15 protein-coding genes are annotated in these 18,421 nt (G+C 65.0%); 12 read left to right on the forward strand and 3 right to left on the reverse strand.

The window, feature by feature from the left end; genetic code table 11:
• Window positions 1–47: 47 nt before the first annotated feature.
• From H8F01_RS04520 to map, 3 genes are all read right to left on the reverse strand, one after another.
• Entirely contained in the window at window positions 48–599 is a 552-nt protein-coding gene (locus H8F01_RS04520; RefSeq protein ID WP_187057865.1) for a YfaZ family outer membrane protein, read from the reverse strand.
• 130 nt (window positions 600–729) lie between these two features.
• The gene (glnD, locus tag H8F01_RS04525; protein WP_187057866.1) at window positions 730–3,384 is read right to left on the reverse strand and encodes a [protein-PII] uridylyltransferase; all 2,655 of its coding nucleotides are present in this window, start codon (window positions 3,382–3,384) and stop codon (window positions 730–732) included.
• A 1,051-nt stretch (window positions 3,385–4,435) separates the two neighbouring features.
• Window positions 4,436–5,203, reverse strand: coding sequence for a type I methionyl aminopeptidase (map, locus tag H8F01_RS04530; protein ID WP_187057867.1), 768 nt, complete (start codon window positions 5,201–5,203; stop codon window positions 4,436–4,438).
• A 345-nt stretch (window positions 5,204–5,548) separates the two neighbouring features.
• Between map and rpsB the strand changes: the two genes are divergently transcribed.
• From rpsB to lpxA, 12 genes are all read left to right on the forward strand, one after another.
• Complete coding sequence (gene rpsB, locus H8F01_RS04535) at window positions 5,549–6,439, forward strand: 30S ribosomal protein S2 (protein ID WP_187057868.1); 891 nt, start codon at window positions 5,549–5,551, stop codon at window positions 6,437–6,439.
• A 58-nt stretch (window positions 6,440–6,497) separates the two neighbouring features.
• Complete coding sequence (gene tsf / locus H8F01_RS04540; protein ID WP_187057869.1) at window positions 6,498–7,376, forward strand: translation elongation factor Ts; 879 nt, start codon at window positions 6,498–6,500, stop codon at window positions 7,374–7,376.
• A gap of 238 nt (window positions 7,377–7,614) precedes the next feature.
• Window positions 7,615–8,337, forward strand: a complete 723-nt coding sequence (gene pyrH, locus H8F01_RS04545) for a UMP kinase (protein ID WP_187057870.1) — start codon at window positions 7,615–7,617, stop codon at window positions 8,335–8,337.
• A gap of 167 nt (window positions 8,338–8,504) precedes the next feature.
• Window positions 8,505–9,062 carry a ribosome recycling factor gene (gene frr / locus H8F01_RS04550; RefSeq protein WP_187057871.1) on the forward strand — a complete coding sequence of 186 codons (558 nt, stop codon included), beginning with the start codon at window positions 8,505–8,507 and terminating at the stop codon, window positions 9,060–9,062.
• A gap of 26 nt (window positions 9,063–9,088) precedes the next feature.
• Window positions 9,089–9,826 carry a polyprenyl diphosphate synthase gene (uppS, locus tag H8F01_RS04555; protein ID WP_187057872.1) on the forward strand — a complete coding sequence of 246 codons (738 nt, stop codon included), beginning with the start codon at window positions 9,089–9,091 and terminating at the stop codon, window positions 9,824–9,826.
• Between the two features lie 13 nt (window positions 9,827–9,839).
• Window positions 9,840–10,658, forward strand: coding sequence for a phosphatidate cytidylyltransferase (locus H8F01_RS04560; protein WP_187057873.1), 819 nt, complete (start codon window positions 9,840–9,842; stop codon window positions 10,656–10,658).
• Window positions 10,655–11,842, forward strand: coding sequence for a 1-deoxy-D-xylulose-5-phosphate reductoisomerase (locus H8F01_RS04565; protein WP_187057874.1), 1,188 nt, complete (start codon window positions 10,655–10,657; stop codon window positions 11,840–11,842). Before H8F01_RS04560 ends, H8F01_RS04565 begins: the two co-directional genes overlap by 4 nt.
• 22 nt (window positions 11,843–11,864) lie before the next feature.
• Complete coding sequence (gene rseP, locus H8F01_RS04570; protein ID WP_187057875.1) at window positions 11,865–13,211, forward strand: RIP metalloprotease RseP; 1,347 nt, start codon at window positions 11,865–11,867, stop codon at window positions 13,209–13,211.
• A gap of 217 nt (window positions 13,212–13,428) precedes the next feature.
• Window positions 13,429–15,888 (forward strand): outer membrane protein assembly factor BamA, encoded by a 2,460-nt coding sequence (bamA, locus tag H8F01_RS04575; protein ID WP_187057876.1) that lies wholly within the window; start codon window positions 13,429–13,431, stop codon window positions 15,886–15,888.
• A 219-nt stretch (window positions 15,889–16,107) separates the two neighbouring features.
• A complete protein-coding gene (lpxD, locus tag H8F01_RS04580) occupies window positions 16,108–17,136 on the forward strand; it encodes a UDP-3-O-(3-hydroxymyristoyl)glucosamine N-acyltransferase (RefSeq protein WP_187057877.1) in 1,029 nt (342 codons plus the stop codon).
• Complete coding sequence (gene fabZ, locus H8F01_RS04585; RefSeq protein WP_425490075.1) at window positions 17,129–17,602, forward strand: 3-hydroxyacyl-ACP dehydratase FabZ; 474 nt, start codon at window positions 17,129–17,131, stop codon at window positions 17,600–17,602. Before lpxD ends, fabZ begins: the two co-directional genes overlap by 8 nt.
• Window positions 17,599–18,372 (forward strand): acyl-ACP--UDP-N-acetylglucosamine O-acyltransferase, encoded by a 774-nt coding sequence (gene lpxA, locus H8F01_RS04590; RefSeq protein WP_187057878.1) that lies wholly within the window; start codon window positions 17,599–17,601, stop codon window positions 18,370–18,372. The genes fabZ and lpxA overlap by 4 nt, the downstream gene beginning before the upstream one ends.
• The last annotated feature ends 49 nt before the right edge of the window (window positions 18,373–18,421 follow it).

Genomic DNA, 18,421 nt, shown 5'->3' on the forward strand with positions numbered 1-18,421 from the left:
GCCGAAGCCCGCGCGACCCGCGCCGGGGCCACGCAGGCGTGCCGGGTTTACAGGCCTACGCGGACGCCGAACATCGGCCCCTTGTAGAGATCATGGTCGCCGAAGCCGTCGAACGAGGTGCGCATGCGGCGGTAGCCACCGAACACGGACACGCTGGAACCGAAGCGCACGTTCACCTGTGCGCCGACGTCATAGCCATGGCTCATGTCGCCATTGGTCAGCGCTTCGGGGGTGTAGAAACCGTAGGCGCCCAGCGACAGCCAGCGGATGCCCGTGGGCACGTCCACCGAGCCACCGAGGCCGACGCCGCCGCCCGATGCGTAGCGCGCATCCTGATACTGGTAGCGCGCACCGATTTCCCAATGGATATCGCGCGAGGCCGGCACGATCATGAGCGCGGCAGAGTAGACATCCGCGTCGCCGCGACGATCGTCCGTCTTGAGGTAACCGAGATCCGCGCGCAGCCCGCTGGTCAGCGGCACGCCAAGGTCGATGCCCACCGAGCCGTCACCGCCACTGGCGGAAACCGAGGTGGCAAATGCCGGCACGCAGAACGACAGGCCCGCGAGCAGGGCCAGGGAAAACTTCCGGGTATTCATACAGCGAGTAATTCCTTTGAATCGGCACAAACCCGCGCGGGGGAAACGACGATGTCGTCAGCGCGGGTCGGCCATTACAACCGCTGAAGGCCACGGTGCCAAGTTTCTGCGAACCACACCGGTGGCCATGTCAGGCGCGTTTTTCCTTGGCCGGGCCCAGACGATCGAGCAGCGCATGCAGCAGTCGATCCTGCAGCTCAATGCCGAGCGGCGCATCGTGGCGGTCGGTGATGAGGAAGAAATCCTCCACGCGCTCGCCGAACGTGGCGATGCGCGCGTCGTGCACGCGCACGCCGGCATCCATCATGCCCTGCGCCACCGCCGCGAGTAGGCCGGGTCGATCACTGCACACCAGCGCCAGCCGCGTACGGCCATGGACCGTACTGAAAGCAATCTTGGGCGTAGCCTGGAAGTGCTTGAGATGCCGCGACATGCTCCGGCGTGATGGCTGGTGCGCGTGTCCCGGTTGCGACAGCGCGCGATGCAGGCGCTGCTTCAGTTCGTCGGCGCGCTCCGGCGTAGCAGGCTGCTGGGTATCGGCTTCCAGCAGCAGGAAGGTATCCAGTGCCATGCCGGTGGGCGAGCTGAGGATACGTGCTTCCATCACGGAGAAATGCAGGCGATCGAGCATGGCCGTGACGGCAGCGAACAGGCCGTCGCGATCGGGCACATAAACAAACAGCTCCGTGGTGCCGCGCACCGACTTCGGATGCACCTCGACCAGCGGCGTCTCGCCCTTCGCACGCACGATGGCCGCTGTCTGCCAGGCGATCTGTTCGGGCCGATGGCGCAGGAAGCTCGATTCGGGAAAACCACGCCAAATGCGCTGGTACTGGTCGGCGTCGAATCCCTCCTGCTCCAGCAGTACCTGGGCCTGCTCACGACAACTGCGCACGCGCGCATCCGCGTCGGAAGGCAGTTCATCGTCGCTGCGCAACACGTAGCGCGTGGCCGTGTAGAGATCCGAAAGCAGGCGATCCTTCCAGCCGTTCCACAGCTTGGGACTCGTGCCGATGATGTCGGCGATGGTGAGCAGGTACAGGTAATCCAACCGTTCGGGCTCGCCCACTGTTTCGGCGAAGCGATTCACCACGTCGGGGTCGGTGATGTCCTGCCGCTGCGCCGTCGTGCTCATCAGCAGATGCCAGCGCACCAGCCACGCAACCAGCTGGATATCCTCCTCCGGCAGGCCAAGGCGGTGACCGAAGGCGAGCGCCTCTTCCTCGCCCAGCATGGAATGATCGCCACCGCGCCCCTTGGCGATGTCATGGAACAGCGCCGCCAGCAACAACAGCTCCGGCTTGGGCAAGGTCGGCCAGATCTTGCAGGCGATGGGGAAATCATTGGCAGCCTCCGCATCCGCGAAGCGCGCGACATTGCGCAGCACGCGCAGCGTGTGCTCGTCCACGGTATAAACGTGGAACAGGTCGTACTGCATGCGGCCGAACACCTTGCCGAAGGCCGGCAGGATCGCCGCCAGCAGGCCGTGGCGATTCATGCGCCACAAGGCTTCCACCGCCGGCGCGCCGAGTTGCAACAGGCGCAGGAATGCCGCCAGCACCTCGGGATCGTCCGCCAGCGTGCGATCGAGCACTGCGGATGCCTGATGCAGGCGGCGCATGGTTTCCGCCGTGAATCCGGTGATGCCCGGCTCACCCAGTCGCGCGATGAATGCCTCGACCAGCGACGCGGGCCGACGCATGAACAGATCGGGATCGCGTACCGCCAGGCGCTTGCCATAGCGGATGAAGTCATCGCCCACGGCACGCGGATCGGACGGCGGCTCCAGCATTTCCTCGAAACGCTCGGCGATCTGCACGCCCAGCCGCTCCACCTGGCTCGCCGCGCGGTAATAGCCCTGCATGAACTGTTCGACGCCGAGATTCTTTTCGTGCTCGTCCTCGAAGCCCAGCCGCGCCGCCAGCGCACGCTGGTAGTCGAACAACAGGCGCTCTTCCGCCCGGCCGGCTTCCAGATGCAAAGCGAAACGGTAACGTCGCAATGTCGCCTCGGACTGTTCGAGCGTGTCCTTCTCCGCCGGGTCGAGCAGACCCTCGGCAACCATGTCGTCGAAGTCTTCCGCGTGCGCCAGCCTGCGCCCCAGCCAGCGCAACGCGTCGAGCGTGCGCAAGCCGCCGGGGCCATCCTTGATATTGGGCTCAAGGTTGTACGCCGTGTCGTTGTAGCGCGCATGGCGGGTGTCGCGCTCGGCCAGGCGCACGGCGAGATAGTCCGCCGGCGGCCACATCGCGGGATCGTTGACGATGGCCTTCAGCCCCTCCTCCATGGCCGGATCACCCACCAGCCGTCGCGCATCGAGCAGGCTGGTGAACACGCTGGCATCTTGCTTCGCCAGCGCGCGGCACTGCGCGAGATCGCGCACCGCGTGCCCCACCTTCAGAGCGATATCCCACAGCGTGGCAAAGCATTGCTCCAGCGCACGCAGGCGCGCCGGTTCCGACGGCCCCACCAGGGCGAGCAGATCCACATCCGAATGCGGAAACAGCAAGCCGCGACCAAAGCCGCCCACCGCGAACAACGCCGCGTCGTTGACGTCGCCCAGGCAAGCCGTCCAGACATGCACCACCACGCGCTGCACGGATTCACTGCGCCGATGCGCCAATGCCGTAGCGTCCGCGCCATCACGAAACGCCGTGGCCAGCGCGCGATCCACATCCCCCAGCAACTGCCGCAACGCGCGCCGCGCCTCCGACGACACGCCCGAACGCGGCACCGCCACGGGAAGGCGGGGCAAGGGAGGCAGCACGATAGGAGCGACAGTCATGAGCACGGGACGCATGTGGCGATGCAGCAAGTCTGCCATGACTGGGGTGGGGAGCAGGTGGATTTTTGGGTGGGGCTCGGCGCGACGCTTGGCTTTCTGGCCGTCATCCCGGCGCCGGGCGGAGGCGCTTCTCAACAGCCGAAGGGCTGGTCATCCAGCGCGTCCATGGCTGGTTTTCGCCCATCACCTGATCGAAGGTCTTTCGGCATCCGGCCCGCTTGCCGCGGCCCGGGCTACTTTTCTGTAGGAGCGCACCCTGTGCGCGACAACCTGACGGAGCGGAATCGACATGGCGCTGCGGTCGCGCACAAGGTGCGCTCCTACAGGGGGTCTCGCACCGTGTGAAGTCCGTTTCTCTCTCACCTCAGTGCCCACCCCCGTCCTCTCCCGAACGGGAGAGGACGAGCGACAGGTGATGTTCAACGTGAACCACCAAGTGGCAAGGAAGGAGGTGCCGCGCAGCGGCACGACGCTCCGCGTTAAGTCCTCTTCGCTTCGGCGCGTTGCGAAGCGCTTGGAAGTACCCGCTGTGTAGAGGCGGAGGTTGCCAAGCAACACTGTTCCTCAGCCGTTCGGGCTTATCCCACCGGCATGCTGCCAGCTTTTAAGGCCATTTCTTTGGGTTACTTTTCTTTGGGCCAGCAAAGAAAAGTGACTCGGCCTCCGGCAGGAGGTCGAAACGCCTCCGCTGCGTAAGCGGCCCGATCGCGGAAACGCGCGAGACCAAAGGCCAAGAGCAAAGGTCGGAAGCAAAGTCAATGAATGACCCGCCATCTGGCGGTTGAAAAGCGCCTCCCGCCTTCGCGGGAATGACGGTCAAAAGAATGAAGCCGCGGGGCGATAACCGACCGCTGAGGCCCTGGATCCCGGCCTGCACCGGGCTGACGAGATATGAAGCGGTAAGGCGATCACACAACCCTTACCCGCTCTTCGAGTCTTACTCCAACCCTCTCCCCAAAAGTAAGGAGAGAGCGATCAACCGGCGCAAGCCTCACATTCCCCGCCAACACCAAAAAAAGGGCTGCCGAAGCAGCCCCTCCAACACCTCACCTCACGCCGCATCCGGCCAAGGCGTCAAAATCTCGAACCCGTCATCCGTCACCGCAATGGTGTGCTCCCACTGCGCCGACAGCGAATGATCCTTGGTCACCACCGTCCAGCCATCGGGCAACTGCTTGGTCTGCGGCTTGCCCGCATTGACCATCGGCTCGACCGTAAACGTCATGCCCTTCTTCAGCTCCAGGCCGGTACCCACGCGGCCGTAATGCAGCACCTGCGGCTCATCGTGGTAGACCTTGCCGATGCCGTGGCCGCAGTACTCGCGCACGATCGAGAAACCTGCCGCTTCCGCGTGCTTCTGGATCGCCGCGCCCACGTCGCCCAGGGTCGCGCCCGGGCGCACTGCCTGGATGCCCTGCATCATCGCTTCGAAGGTGGTGTCCACCAGGCGCTTGGCCAGCACCGAGGGCGTGCCCACGAAGTACATGCGGCTGGTGTCGCCGTGCCAGCCGTCGCGGATGACGGTGACGTCGAGGTTGATGATGTCGCCGTCCTTCAGCACCTTGCCCGGCGTCGGAATGCCGTGGCAGATGACGTGGTTGACCGAGGTGCACAGCGTCTTCGGGAAGCCGTTGTAGCCCACGTTCGCCGGAATGGCCTTCTGCACGTTCACAATGTGTTCGTAGGCGAGGCGATCGAGGTCCTCGGTGGTCACGCCGGGCTTGACGTGTTCCTTGAGCATGGCGAGCACTTCGGCGGCCAGCTTGCCGGCCTCGCGCATGCCCTGGATGTCTTGGGGGGTTTTAAGGGTGACTGCCATAGTTCCACTCACATGGCGGCAAACCTGCTGAAATTCCAGCGACTTGCCGCACCGCCGGCGCACCGGCTACAATTTCGAAGTTTTGCTGACCCGAGGTATCCCTTTCAGAGGGTTCCAGCGGTCGTCGCAAAGCGAATGGAGATTGTAACCGCCCTGCGGCGCAAGCCTCCAAGTCCTTGATTGGACACATTAAACGCCACACACGCATCGGCACCGCCTTCGGGGTGCCTCGATCAGCCCTCTCCATCATAACGGGCTGCCGGGGTCGAAGCCGGGGATGCGTGGAGGTCCCAACCCCCGGGTCATTCCCCCGCAAAGGGCGACCCAACAATCGGAGTTTTACCCATGGCACAAGTCACCATGCGCCAGATGCTCGAAGCTGGCGTGCATTTCGGTCACCAGACCCGTTACTGGAACCCGAAGATGGCCCCGTTCATCTTTGGCGCCCGCGGCAAGATCCACATCATCAACCTCGAGAAGACGCTGCCGCTCTTCACCGACGCGATGAACTTCCTCTCGGCGATCGCGCAGAAGCGCGGCACCGTGCTGTTCGTCGGCACCAAGCGTTCGGCCCGTGAGCCGTTGGCTGAAGAAGCCGCACGCGCCGGCATGCCGTTCGTCACCGCCCGCTGGCTGGGTGGCATGCTGACCAACTTCCGTACCGTGAAGCAGTCGGTTGCCCGCCTGAAGGAACTGGAAGCCGCCGAAACCGACGGTTCGTTCGACCGCCTGGTCAAGCACGAAGTGCTGGCCCGTCGCCGCGAGCGCGACAAGCTCGAGAACTCGCTGGGCGGCATCAAGGACATGAACCGCCTGCCGGACGCCCTCTTCATCATCGACATCGGTCATGAAGACATCGCCGTGCAGGAAGCCAAGAAGCTCGGCATCCCGGTGATCGCCGTGGTCGACACCAACTACAACCCGGAACTGGTCGATTACGCCATCCCGGGCAACGACGACGCCATCCGCGCCATCCAGCTGTACGCCCGTGCCGCTGCTGACGCCATCCTGGAAGGCAAGGCCGCTGCGCCGGCTGCCGCCCAGGGCGACGCCAACGAGTTCGTCGAACTCGACGAAGAAGGCAACCCGGTTGCCAAGGAAGAGCGCAAGGCTGCCCCGCGCCGTGACGACCGCAACAACCGCGGTCCGGCCAAGAAGGGTGCTGGCGCTCCGCGTCGTGACGGTGGCCGCGGTGGTCGCGGTGGCCGCAACGACGAGTCGTCGGACGGCGAGTAAGCCTTCCCTGCCCCGGCCCGCAAGGGTCGGGGCGCATCAAAGATTTTGAGGAACCCAGATGACCGCCATTTCCGCAAAACTGGTTAGCGAACTGCGCGAGCGCTCCGGCGCCGGCATGATGGATTGCAAAAAGGCGCTGGTCGAAAACAACGGCGACATCGAAGCCGCTGTGGAATACCTGCGCAAGACCGGCCTGGCCAAGGCTGACAAGAAGGCCGATCGCGTGGCCGCCGAAGGTCGCATCGCTACCGCCCAGGCCAACGGCAAGGCCGTGCTAGTCGAAGTGAACAGCGAAACCGACTTCGTCGCCAAGGCGCCGAACTTCATCCAGTTCACCAACGAAATCGCCGAGGCCGTGCTGGCGTCGGGCGCTACCGACATCGACGGCGCCAAGGCCGCTGCCTTCCCGGGCGCCGACAACGTCGAGTCCGCCGCCAAGGCCCAGACCGCCACCATCGGCGAGAAGATCGAAGTGCGTCGCGTGGCCCACGTGGCAAACGACGGCCCGCTGGCGACCTACTCGCACGGCGGCAAGATCGGCGTGATCGTGGCGCTCAAGGGCGGCTCGGAAGAGCTGGCCAAGGGCATCGCCATGCACGTGGCCGCCATGAACCCGCCGCACATCAAGCCGGAGCACGTCCCGGCCGAGTTTGTCGCGAAGGAAAAGGAAATCGCGCTGAGCCAGATGACCGAGAAGGACAAGGCCAAGCCGGCCGACATCCTGGAAAAGATCATCTCCGGCAAGATCAACAAGATCGTCTCGGAAGTGACCCTGGTTGGTCAGCCGTACGTGCTGGACACCAACACCACCGTGGGTGACGTCCTGAAGAAGGAAGGCGCTGACGTTGTGGCCGTGGTTCGCCTGGCCGTGGGCGAAGGCATCGAGAAGGTGCAGGAAGACTATCTGGCCGAAGTGGCCAAGGCGATGCAGGGCTAACCCCCTCGCTTCCCTGGAAGTCTCGAAGAAGCCGCGGGCAACCGCGGCTTCTTTTTTTATGAGAACCCCGTGCCGCCGCACCGGCCATCCCCAGGGCCACCTCCCCCGGCGCGACGGTCACCGCCAACCCCTCGTTGGAGCTGAATTTTCTCTCCCTGCCGCGACATGAAGACCCTTACCCCTTCACGTCACTGCCGTTACAATGCGCGCGTTTTGCCCCACACAATCCGGAGACCCCATGAGCGAACCTCTTAAGTACCGCCGTATCCTGCTCAAACTCTCCGGTGAAGCTCTCATGGGCGAGGCCGATTACGGCATCGACCCCAAGGTTATCGGCCGACTGGCCGACGAGATCATCGAAGTACAGAAAGCCGGCATCCAGATCGGCGTCGTCATCGGCGGCGGCAACATCTTCCGTGGTGCAGGCCTGGCGGCTGCGGGCATGGACCGCGTCACCGGCGACCACATGGGCATGCTGGCCACCGTGATGAACGCCCTGGCCATGCAGGACGCCATCGAGCGTCGCGGCGGTTTCGCCCGCGTGATGAGCGCCATCCCGATCCACGATGTCGCGGAAGACTTCATCCGTCGCCGCGCCACGCGCCACATCGAAAAGGGCCGCATCGTGCTGTTCGCCGCCGGCACCGGCAACCCGTTCTTCACCACCGACTCGGCCGCTGCACTGCGTGCCGTGGAAGTGGGCGCGGACCTGCTGCTGAAGGCGACCAAGGTGGATGGCGTGTACACCGCCGATCCGGCCCGCCATGCCGACGCCACGCGCTACGACACACTCACCTACGACCAGGTGATCGAGCGCAAGCTCGCCGTGATGGACACGGCCGCCATCGCGCTTTGCCGCGACCATGGCATGCCGCTGCGCATCTACGACATGACCGTGCCGGGCAACCTCATGAACATCATGCGCGGCGAACACATCGGCACTCTGGTCAGCGAACACTGACGCTGACCACCCTCTCCCCGCTGCGGGAGAGGGTCGACGCGCCGGGCGTGCCATCGCCCGGCAGCGCGCGCGGGTGAAGCCCATCGCAACGCCCGTGCCGCGCCACCCCAATGCCCCATAGCCCCCTGCTATACTCGCCGGCTTGCACGGTTTGAGGGGTGTTTCCCATGCTTAACGACATCAAGAACGATGCCCAGACCCGCATGGGCAAGAGCATCGACTCGCTCAGGCACAGCCTGACCCGTCTGCGCACGGGTCGCGCCAGCACCGCGCTGGTGGACGGCATCAAGGTGCCCTACTACGGCTCGGACATGCCGCTGAACCAGGTGGCTACGGTCGCCCTGGGCGATTCGCGCTCTATCATCATCACGCCGTTCGAGAAGACCCTGGTGGCTCCGATCGAAAAGGCCATCATGGCCTCGGACATCGGCATCACGCCCAATACCGCCGGCACCACCATCCGCCTCAACATGCCGCCGCTCACCGAAGAGCGTCGCCGCGAGCTGGCCAAGCACGTGGCACATGAAGGTGAGGAAGCCAAGATCGCCATCCGCAACGTGCGTCGCGACGCCATGCAGCAGGTCAAGGATCTGCTCAAGGAAAAGCTGATCACCGAAGACGATGAGCGCAAGGCCGAAGACGAAATCCAGAAGCTCACCGACCGTTTCGTCAAGGACGTCGACGCCGTCGTGAAGACCAAGGAAGAGGAGTTGATGGCGCTCTGAGCGCTGTCACTCCGAGTGCCAGCCCCATGACCAGCGCCGATAACGCGCGCATACCGCGCCACATCGCCATCGTGATGGATGGCAACGGTCGCTGGGCGAAGCTCCGCCACCGGCCGCGCACGTTCGGCCACAACGCCGGCCGCAAGGCCGTGCGTACCACGGTCGAAGCCTGCCTGCGCCAGGGCGTCAAGGTACTCACCCTCTTCGCGTTCTCCAGCGAAAACTGGCAGCGTCCACAGGATGAAGTCGGCGCGTTGATGGAACTGTTCGTGCGTGCGCTCGACAAGGAAGTGGACGAGCTGCACGGCAATGGTGTGCGCCTGCGCTTCGTCGGCGACCTGGCCAGTTTCGAGCCGGGCCTGCGCCAGCGCATGCTGGCCGCCATGGCGCGTACCGCCGGCAACGATGCCCTGCACCTCAACGTGGCCGTGAGCTACGGCGGTCGCTGGGACATCGTGCAGGCTGCACGCAAGGCTGCCGAATCGGTGGCACGTGGCGAGCTGCGCGCCGAAGAGATCGACGAGAACCTGCTTGGCCATTTCATGTGCCTGGCCGACCTGCCGCCGCTGGACCTGTTCATCCGCACGGGTGGCGAGTGCCGCGTCAGCAACTTCCTGTTGTGGCAGCTTGCCTACGCAGAGCTGCACTTTACCGATACCCTGTGGCCGGACTTCGACGAGGCCAGCCTGAAGAGCGCCATCGACGATTACGCCCGCCGCGAACGCCGCTTCGGCAAGACCGGCGAACAAGTCGCAAAAGCATGAGCCAAGGACACTGATGCTGCTCCAGCGCACCCTCACCGCACTGCTGCTTGCTCCGCTGGTGATCCTGATGATCCTGCTGGCGCCCACGGGCGTCTTCGCAGCGCTCGTGGCCATCGCCTTCCTGGGCGCCATGTGGGAATGGACCCGCCTGTCCGGCCTCAAGGACACCGTGCCGCGCACTGCCCTGCTGGCGCTTACCGTCATCGTGCTGGTGCTGTGCTGGCTGGTCCGCGGCAGCGTCTGGTGGCCGGTGCTGATCGGCGCAGGCGTGGGCTGGTGGATCGTGGTGTGCCAGTGGCTGCGCCACTTTGCCTTCGGCGCGGCGCCCACGCGTGAAAACAGACTGATGAAGCTCGGCGCGGGCTTCCTGGTGATCGTGCCGGCCTGGGTGGCCGTGGTGACCATCCACGGCTCGACCGAGTGCGGCAACTGGTGGACCCTGCTTGCCCTCTTCGTGGTGTGGGCGGCCGATATCGGCGCCTACTTCAGCGGCCGCCAGTTCGGCCGCCGCAAGCTGGCCCCCACCATCAGCCCGGGCAAGACCTGGGCAGGCGTCTACGGCGCCTTCGTGGCCGGTGCCATCGTCACCGTGGCCGGCGGCATGCTGCTTGGCGTGTCGGGTGGCAAGCTGGCCGGCCTGCTGGTGCTGTCGGTGTTCACCGTGATCGCCTCCATCGTGGGCGACCTGCTGGAAAGCCTGATGAAGCGCCACGCGGCCGTGAAGGACTCCGGCAACCTGTTCCCCGGCCATGGCGGCCTGCTTGACCGGTTGGACAGCGTCTTCGCCGCCATGCCCGTGTTCGCCGCCGGCCTGCTGCTGCTCGGCCTATGAGCCCGGGGCTTCGCCAGGTCGCCGTGCTCGGCGCCACCGGCTCCATTGGCGGCAGCACGCTGGACGTCATCGCGCGCCACCCGGACCGATTCCGCGCCACCGTACTTACCGCCCACAGCAACGTTGCCGCACTAGCGGAGCTGTGCACGCGCTTCCGCCCTGAGCTTGCCGTCATCGCCGATCCGGCGCTGGAAGCCGAGCTGGCGCGTCGCCTTGCCGCCGCTGGCGTGCGCTGCGATATCGCCAGCGGCCACGACGCCATCACCCAGGCGGTTTCCGGCACGCTGTGCGACACGGTGGTGGCCGCCATTGTCGGTGCCGCAGGCCTCGATTCCACGCTGGCCGCCGCACGTACGGGCAAGCGCCTGCTGCTGGCGAACAAGGAATCCATCGTGATGGCCGGCGCATTGCTGCTGGAGGCGCTGGCCGCCGGCGGTGGCGAGCTGATTCCGGTGGACTCGGAACACAACGCCATCTTCCAGTGCCTGCCCGGCGGCCGACCCAATCTGGCGGCCAGTGGCGTGCGCCGCCTCATCCTCACGGCGTCCGGCGGGCCATTCCGCGGGCGCACGCGTGCCGACCTGGCTGGTGTCACCCCGGAACAGGCCTGCAAGCACCCCAACTGGGTGATGGGCCGCAAGATTTCGGTGGATTCGGCCACCTTGATGAACAAAGGCCTCGAGGTGATCGAGGCGCACCACCTGTTCGGCGCCGCCCCGGACCTGATCGACGTGCTGGTTCACCCGCAGAGCCTGGTGCACTCGCTGGTGGAGTACGTGGACGGCTCGGTGCTCGCCCAGCTGGGCAACCCGGACATGCGCACGGCGATCGCCCATGCGCTTGCCTGGCCGACCCGCATCGACGCGGGCGTGGCCCCGCTGGACCTGGCTGCCTGTGCCCCGCTGGCTTTCCAGCAGCCGGACCTGGACACGTTCCGCTGCCTTGCACTGGCCTTCCAGGCGCTGCGCGCTGGCGGCGATGCCACGGCCATCCTCAACGCCGCCAATGAAATCGCCGTGGACGCCTTCCTGGCCGGCGGCCTCCCCTTCCTCGGCATTGCCGATCTCGTCGAGAGCGTACTTACGGAACTGCCGCCGCAAGCTGTGGTCGATGTCCAGACCCTGAATGAACGCGACCGGATGGCCCGAGAGGCCGCCCGCCGCATCCTTCGCAACGCGTGCTGACAAGCCTGATAAGCTCTTACCGATGAATAGTGTATTTGGCTCAGTGTTTTGGTTGCTCGTCACGCTCGGCGTGCTGGTGACCTTTCACGAATTTGGACACTACTGGGTAGCACGGCGCTGCGGCGTCAAGGTGCTGCGTTTCTCCGTGGGCTTCGGCAAGGCCATCTGGAAGCGCATCGGCAAGGACGGCACCGAGTACCAGGTCGCCATGATCCCGCTGGGCGGCTACGTGAAGATGCTCGACGCCCGCGAGGGCGAGGTCGATCCCGCACTGGCCGGCCAGGAGTTCACCGGCAAGCCAGTGTGGCAGCGCATCGCCATCGTAGCGGCCGGCCCCGGCTTCAATCTGATCTTCACCCTCTTCGCGTTCTGGCTGATGTTCCTGGTGGGCAAGCCGGACGTGGCCCCTGTCATCGCCGCCGCGCCGCAGAGCATCGCCGCCGAAGCCGGCGTGCACACGGGCGATCGCATCCTGAGCGTCGACGGCCACGCCGTGGCAACCTGGAGCGACTCCATGGACGCCATCGTCAACGGCCTGCTCGGCCGTGACCCGCTGCCTGTGCAGGTACGCGGCACCGATGGCACCACGCGCAACCTGGTGCTGCCGCTCAATCAGCTCCCGGCCGGCCAGGACATTGGCCAATACCTCGACAAGCTGGGCCTGAAGCTTGCGCCGTCGCCCGCCATCGTGGGCAATGTGCTGGCGGGCAAGCCCGCCGCCAGCGGCGGCATGCAGGGCGGCGATCGCATCGTGAGCCTCAACGGCACGGCCATCGAAAGTTTCGAGCAGTTCCAGCGCATGGTGCCGCAGGAAGCCGTCAAGTCGCCCACGCTGGCCATCGTGGTGGAGCGCGCCGGCAAGACGGTGCCGCTATCCATCACAGCGCGCATGGAGTCACTGGAAGGCCAGCCGAGCGCCTGGGTGATCGGCGTGAAGTTCGCCGAGCGCGAACAGGCCATCCTTCGCTACGGCCCCCTGAAAGCCATGCAGGCCTCGCTGGAAACCACCTGGAACAGCGCCGCCTCCACCTTCAACATGATCGGCAAGATGCTGACCGGACAGGCTTCCACCAAGAACCTTTCCGGCGTGATCGGTATCGCCCAGGTCGCCAATGCGTCGGCCAGCATGGGGGTCGGCTGGTTCTTCAGCTTCCTTGCGCTGGTGTCGCTAAGTCTTGCGATCCTCAACCTCATGCCTATTCCCGTCTTGGACGGTGGTTGGCTGCTGTATTACCTTATTGAGTTGGTCAAGGGCAGCCCCGTCAGCGAACGCACCATGATGGCCGGTCAGTATGTCGGCCTGGTCATGCTGTTCACGTTGATGGGATTGGCTTTCTACAACGACATCCATCGCTTCCTGCCTTCGTGACGCGCGGCGGCTTTTTCGAAAGTCGCGCGATGTCCGAAGGACAGGCGTATCTGCAGCGTGCGCATGCCAGCGCTTTGCGACAGGTACGTGGCGGTGGTTTACCCGGCGCATCTGGGGAAGATGCAAGCACCCTTTCAAGGCTGGGCTAGTCCTGGCTTCACGTATTGATCGGGACGGCCCAGGCCGCCCTATCGGAATAAAACCAACGGAATCGACGATGAAGCGTATCGCCGCCCTGATCCTGCTTGCCTCACTATCCGCCAATGCCCTCGCGTTCGAGCCGTTCGTCGTTTCCGATATCCGTATCGATGGCCTCAGCCGCATTTCCGCCGGTACGGTGCTCAACTACCTGCCCGTCAACCGCGGGGACCGCCTGACCAACGACGGTGCCCAGCGCGCCATCCGCGCCCTGTACCAGACCAAGTTCTTCAGCGACGTGGAGATCGACCGCGAAGGTGACATCATGGTCATCAAGGTCGTCGAGCGCCCGTCCATCGCCAAGCTCAGCCTGCGCGGCAACAAGGACATCAAGGAAGACGATCTGCGCAAGGGCCTGAAGGAGATCGGCCTGTCCGAAGGCGAAACCTTCGACCGCCTCTCGCTGGATCGCGTGCAGCAGGAACTGGTGCGCCAGTACTACAACCGCGGCAAGTACAACGTGTCGGTCGACCCGCACGTGACCCAGCTTGATCGCAACCGCGTGGCCATCGATATCGAGATCCGCGAAGGCAAGGTCGCGAAGATCAAGGAAATCAATATCGTCGGCAACAAGGCGTTCACCGACAAGGACATCCGCACGGGCTTCGAGTCGTCGACCTCCAACTGGATGTCGTGGTACTCGAAGGACGACCAGTACTCGCGTGAAAAGCTCTCCGGTGACCTGGAAAAGCTGCAGTCCTACTACATGGACCGCGGCTACGCCGACTTCGGCGTCGACTCCACGCAGGTGACCATCGCGCCGGACAAGCGCTCGATGTACATCGCCGCCAGCGTCAAGGAAGGCGACATCTACACCATCTCCGAAGTGCACCTGCTCGGCGAGCTGATCCTCCCCGAGGAGTCGCTGCACCAGCTGGTGTACGTGCACAAGGGCGATACCTTCAACCGCAAGGCCATCGAGGCAAGCACCAATTCGATCAAGAGCATCCTGGCCAGCATCGGTTATGCGTTCGCCAAGGTGACGCCGGTGCCGAAGCTGGACAAGGACAAGCGCACCGTCGACCTCACGCTCTACATCGAGCCGGGCAAGCGCGTGTACGTGCGCCGCGTGATCTTCCAGGGCAACACCCGCACGGAAGACGACGTGATGCGCCGCGAAATGCGCCAGCTGGAAGGCAGCTGGTTCTCGCAGCCGGCCATCGACCGCTCCAAGATCCGTCTGCAGCGCCTGGGCTACTTCAAGACCGTCAACATCGACAAGGCACTGGTGCCGGGCACCGAAGACCAGGTCGACCTGACCGTGAAGGTGGAAGAACAGTCCGCCGGCAGCCTGATGTTCGGCGTGGGCTACTCGCAGTACTCGGGCATCATCCTGTCCGCGTCGGTGTCGCAGAACAACTTCCTGGGCACCGGTGACAGCTTCACCGTGGGCGCGTCGCGCAGCGACTACTCCACCGCCATCAATGCCAGCTACTTCAACCCGTACCTCACCGACAGCGGCGTGGGTATCGGTTACAACGTCGGTTACACCAAGAGCAATTACGGCGACACCAACAGCGACTTCGTGAACTACGAAAGCTCGCTGAAGTCGTTCTCCAGCTTCCTGAGCTTCCCGATTTCCGAAACGGACAACATCCGCGCCGGCCTGGGCATCAGCAGCAACAAGATCAACCTCAGCTACCAGTACTACGACACCAACGGCAACATCCAGACGGCCAATTACTCGCCGCAGATCCTGATCGACTATCAGAATGCGCTGGGTCACCAGACCATCCACACCTGGGACGCCACGCTGGGCTGGAACCACGACACCCGCAACGGCTACTGGGCACCCACGCGCGGTGGCCTGATCTCGCTGTCGACCGACATCGCCCTGCCCGGCTCCACCGTGCAGTACTACAAGATCATGGGCGAGGCGAACCATTACTGGCCGATCGGCAAGGGCTTCGTGCTGTACCTGGACGGTCAGGTCGGCTACGGCCAGACCTATGGCCAGACCTTCGAATACGGCAGCGAAGACGGCATCTACCAGGCGGGCCAGAAGATCACCTACCCGTTCTGGGAGAACTTCTACTCCGGCGGCGTGCGTGACGTGCGCGGCTTCCAGGACAACACCCTGGGTCCCCGTGTCTGCGTGGGCACCACCACGGATGCGAACGGCAAGACCGTGCCGATCACCCCGTCGGCGAACGGCACCTGTGCCGGCAGCGTGTACAGCTACGCGCAGCCGCTGGGTGGCGCATTCAAGGTGCTGGGCACGGCCGAGCTCTATCTGCCGCTGCCGTTCCTGAAGGACATCAACACCGCCCGCGTGTCGTGGTTCGTGGACGTGGGTAACGCCTACGAGACCTACTCCAGCTTCACGGCCAAGACGCTGCGCGTGTCGACCGGTATCTCGCTGCACTGGCAGGCGCCGATCGGCCCGCTGATCATCAACTTTGCCGTGCCGCTGCGCACGCAGGCGGATGACGGCCATTACGAAGAGCGCATCCAGTTCACCTTCGGCAGCCAGTTCTGACGAGCTGAGCGTCAACGGTGGAACACAGAAGGCGCGGCCATGCCGCGCCTTCTTTTTGCGCCCGGCCGTGGAGCCATCGCCGGCGTGCCTGCACGGCCGTTCCCCGCCATGGTCCGTGGCCACCATCACGGGCGGCCCATCGCCGGGCCCTCGCTCCGGCCTATTTTTTTGATGCCTACACCGGGGCGACCTACAATGTCCCGATCGCAGGGAGCTGACATGAGCGTCTTTCAAACCACCGTATCCGAGCTGGCCGAGCGCTTTGGCCTTGTCTGCCACGGCGACGGCTCGCGCGCCATCGACGGCGTCGGCACGCTGGCGGGCGCCGGCCCGAGCCAGCTGAGCTTCCTTTCCAACAGCAAGTACGCCTCGCAGCTGGCCGAGACCCGCGCCGGCGTGGTGGTGATGCGCGAGGAGAACGTAGCCGACAGCCCGGTCACCGCACTGGTCGCCCGCGACCCGTACGTGGCCTACGCCAAGATCGCCGCGCTGTTCGAGCGCCTGCCTGCCGCGCCGCAGGGCATCCACCCCACGGCGGTGGTGTCGCCCGGCGCCAGGGTGGCGCCGACCGCCAGCATCGGCCCGGGCTGCGTGATCGAGGACGGCGCGGTGGTGGAAGACGGCGCCATCCTCGGGCCGCATTGCATCATCGGCCCCGAGTGCACCGTGGGCGCCCATTGCCGCCTGGTGGCCCGCGTGACCCTGGTCATCCGCGTCACCCTGGGCCAACGGGTGCTGGTGCACCCCGGCGCAGTGATCGGCTCGGACGGCTTCGGCCTGGCTTTTGACCGTGACCACTGGATCAAGCTGCCCCAGCTGGGCGGCGTGCGCATCGGCGACGACTGCGAAATCGGCGCCAATACCACCATCGACCGCGGCGCGCTGGACGACACCGTGCTCGAGGAAGATGTGCGCCTGGACAACCAGATCCAGATCGCCCACAACGTTTACATCGGCGCACACACGGCCCTGGCCGGCTGCTCCGCCGTGGCCGGCAGCGCCAAGATCGGTCGTTATTGCATGATCGGCGGCAATGCCGGCGTGCTGGGCCATCTCGAAGTGGCTGACCGGGTTACCATTACCGCCAAGAGCCTGGTTACGCACTCGATCCGCGAGCCTGGCGAATACTCCTCGGGCGTGCCGCTGCAGGAGAACCGCCAGTGGCGGCGCAACGCAGCCCGATTCAAGCATCTCGACGAATACGCGCGCCGGCTCTCGGCGCTGGAGAAGGACCGCAACAATGAGTGACCTGACCGTGCCTTTCCACCTCCCTGTGAACGTGGAACAGATCCAGATGCTGTTGCCACACCGCTACCCGTTCCTGCTGGTCGATCGCCTGATCGAGCTGGTGCCGGACAAGAGTGCCGTAGCCATCAAGAACGTGACGATGAACGAGCCGTTCTTCCAGGGCCACTTCCCGGGCCACCCGGTGATGCCGGGCGTGCTCATCGTGGAGGCCATGGCGCAGGCCGCCGGCCTGCTCACGCAGATCTCCAGCCGCCTGAAGGGCACCACGGGCAGTCCGCTGTTCTACCTGGCCAAGGTCGACAACGCGCGTTTCAACGCGCCGGTGGTGCCGGGCGACCAGCTGCGCCTGGAAGTCGAACTCAAGCGCCTGCTGCGCAGCATGGGCCTGTTCGAAGCGCGCACCCTCGTTGACGGCAAGGTCGTGGCCAGCTGCGAACTGATGTGCGCCGCGAGGTCCGACAAATGATCCACCCCACCGCGCAGATCGATCCCACCGCCGTCATCGGCGATAACGTCAGCATCGGCGCGTTCACCGTGGTCGGTGCCGACGTGCATATCGGCGACGGCACCGTGATCGGCCCGCACGTGGTGATCCAGGGCCCCACCCGCATCGGTCGCGAAAACCGCATCAGCCAGTTCGCTTCGCTGGGTGGCGACCCGCAGGACAAGAAGTTCGCGGGCGAGCATACCGAGCTGGTGATCGGCGACCGCAACCAGATCCGCGAATACGTGACGATCAATCGTGGCACCGGCGACGGTGGCGGCAAGACGGAAATCGGCAACGACAACTGGATCCTTGCCTACGTGCACATCGCGCACGACTGCAAGATCGGCAACAACACCGTGTTCTCCAACTACTCGGCACTCGCCGGCCACGTGGAAATCGGCGACTGGGTGGTGATGGCGGGTTTCTCCGGCGCGCACCAGTTCTGCAAGATCGGCGCGCATGCCTTCATCGGCATGGGCTGCCTGCTGGGTTCGGACGTTCCGCCGTTCGTCACCATGGCCAACGAGCAGCGCGGCCGCCCGCGTGGCATCAACAGCGAGGGCCTCAAGCGCCGTGGCTTCGACACCGCCCGCATCTCGGCCATCAAGCGCGCCTACCGCACGCTGTACATGGCCGGCCTGACGTTGGCCGATGCGCGCGAGCAGCTGAGCGTGCAGGCAAACGACAGCGATGACGTGCGCGCCATGCTCGAGTTCCTCGATCGCAGTGAGCGTTCGCTGGCGCGTTGATATGAGCTTCGCTGATATCAACCATTCAAGCGCGCGCTCCGTCTCTGAC

Origin of the sequence: Dyella telluris, assembly GCF_014297575.1 — a bacterium.
Lineage (GTDB): Bacteria > Pseudomonadota > Gammaproteobacteria > Xanthomonadales > Rhodanobacteraceae > Dyella > Dyella telluris.

Bases quoted from the DNA above. Each gene is read 5' to 3' on its own strand.
- H8F01_RS04520 (WP_187057865.1), bottom strand. From the start codon at position 599: ATGAATACCCGGAAGTTTTCCCTGGCCCTGCTCGCGGGCCTGTCGTTC.
- glnD (WP_187057866.1), bottom strand. From the start codon at position 3,384: ATGACTGTCGCTCCTATCGTGCTGCCTCCCTTGCCCCGCCTTCCCGTG.
- map (WP_187057867.1), bottom strand. From the start codon at position 5,203: ATGGCAGTCACCCTTAAAACCCCCCAAGACATCCAGGGCATGCGCGAG.
- rpsB (WP_187057868.1), top strand. From the start codon at position 5,549: ATGGCACAAGTCACCATGCGCCAGATGCTCGAAGCTGGCGTGCATTTC.
- tsf (WP_187057869.1), top strand. From the start codon at position 6,498: ATGACCGCCATTTCCGCAAAACTGGTTAGCGAACTGCGCGAGCGCTCC.
- pyrH (WP_187057870.1), top strand. From the start codon at position 7,615: ATGAGCGAACCTCTTAAGTACCGCCGTATCCTGCTCAAACTCTCCGGT.
- frr (WP_187057871.1), top strand. From the start codon at position 8,505: ATGCTTAACGACATCAAGAACGATGCCCAGACCCGCATGGGCAAGAGC.
- uppS (WP_187057872.1), top strand. From the start codon at position 9,089: ATGACCAGCGCCGATAACGCGCGCATACCGCGCCACATCGCCATCGTG.
- H8F01_RS04560 (WP_187057873.1), top strand. From the start codon at position 9,840: ATGCTGCTCCAGCGCACCCTCACCGCACTGCTGCTTGCTCCGCTGGTG.
- H8F01_RS04565 (WP_187057874.1), top strand. From the start codon at position 10,655: ATGAGCCCGGGGCTTCGCCAGGTCGCCGTGCTCGGCGCCACCGGCTCC.
- rseP (WP_187057875.1), top strand. From the start codon at position 11,865: ATGAATAGTGTATTTGGCTCAGTGTTTTGGTTGCTCGTCACGCTCGGC.
- bamA (WP_187057876.1), top strand. From the start codon at position 13,429: ATGAAGCGTATCGCCGCCCTGATCCTGCTTGCCTCACTATCCGCCAAT.
- lpxD (WP_187057877.1), top strand. From the start codon at position 16,108: ATGAGCGTCTTTCAAACCACCGTATCCGAGCTGGCCGAGCGCTTTGGC.
- fabZ (WP_425490075.1), top strand. From the start codon at position 17,129: ATGAGTGACCTGACCGTGCCTTTCCACCTCCCTGTGAACGTGGAACAG.
- lpxA (WP_187057878.1), top strand. From the start codon at position 17,599: ATGATCCACCCCACCGCGCAGATCGATCCCACCGCCGTCATCGGCGAT.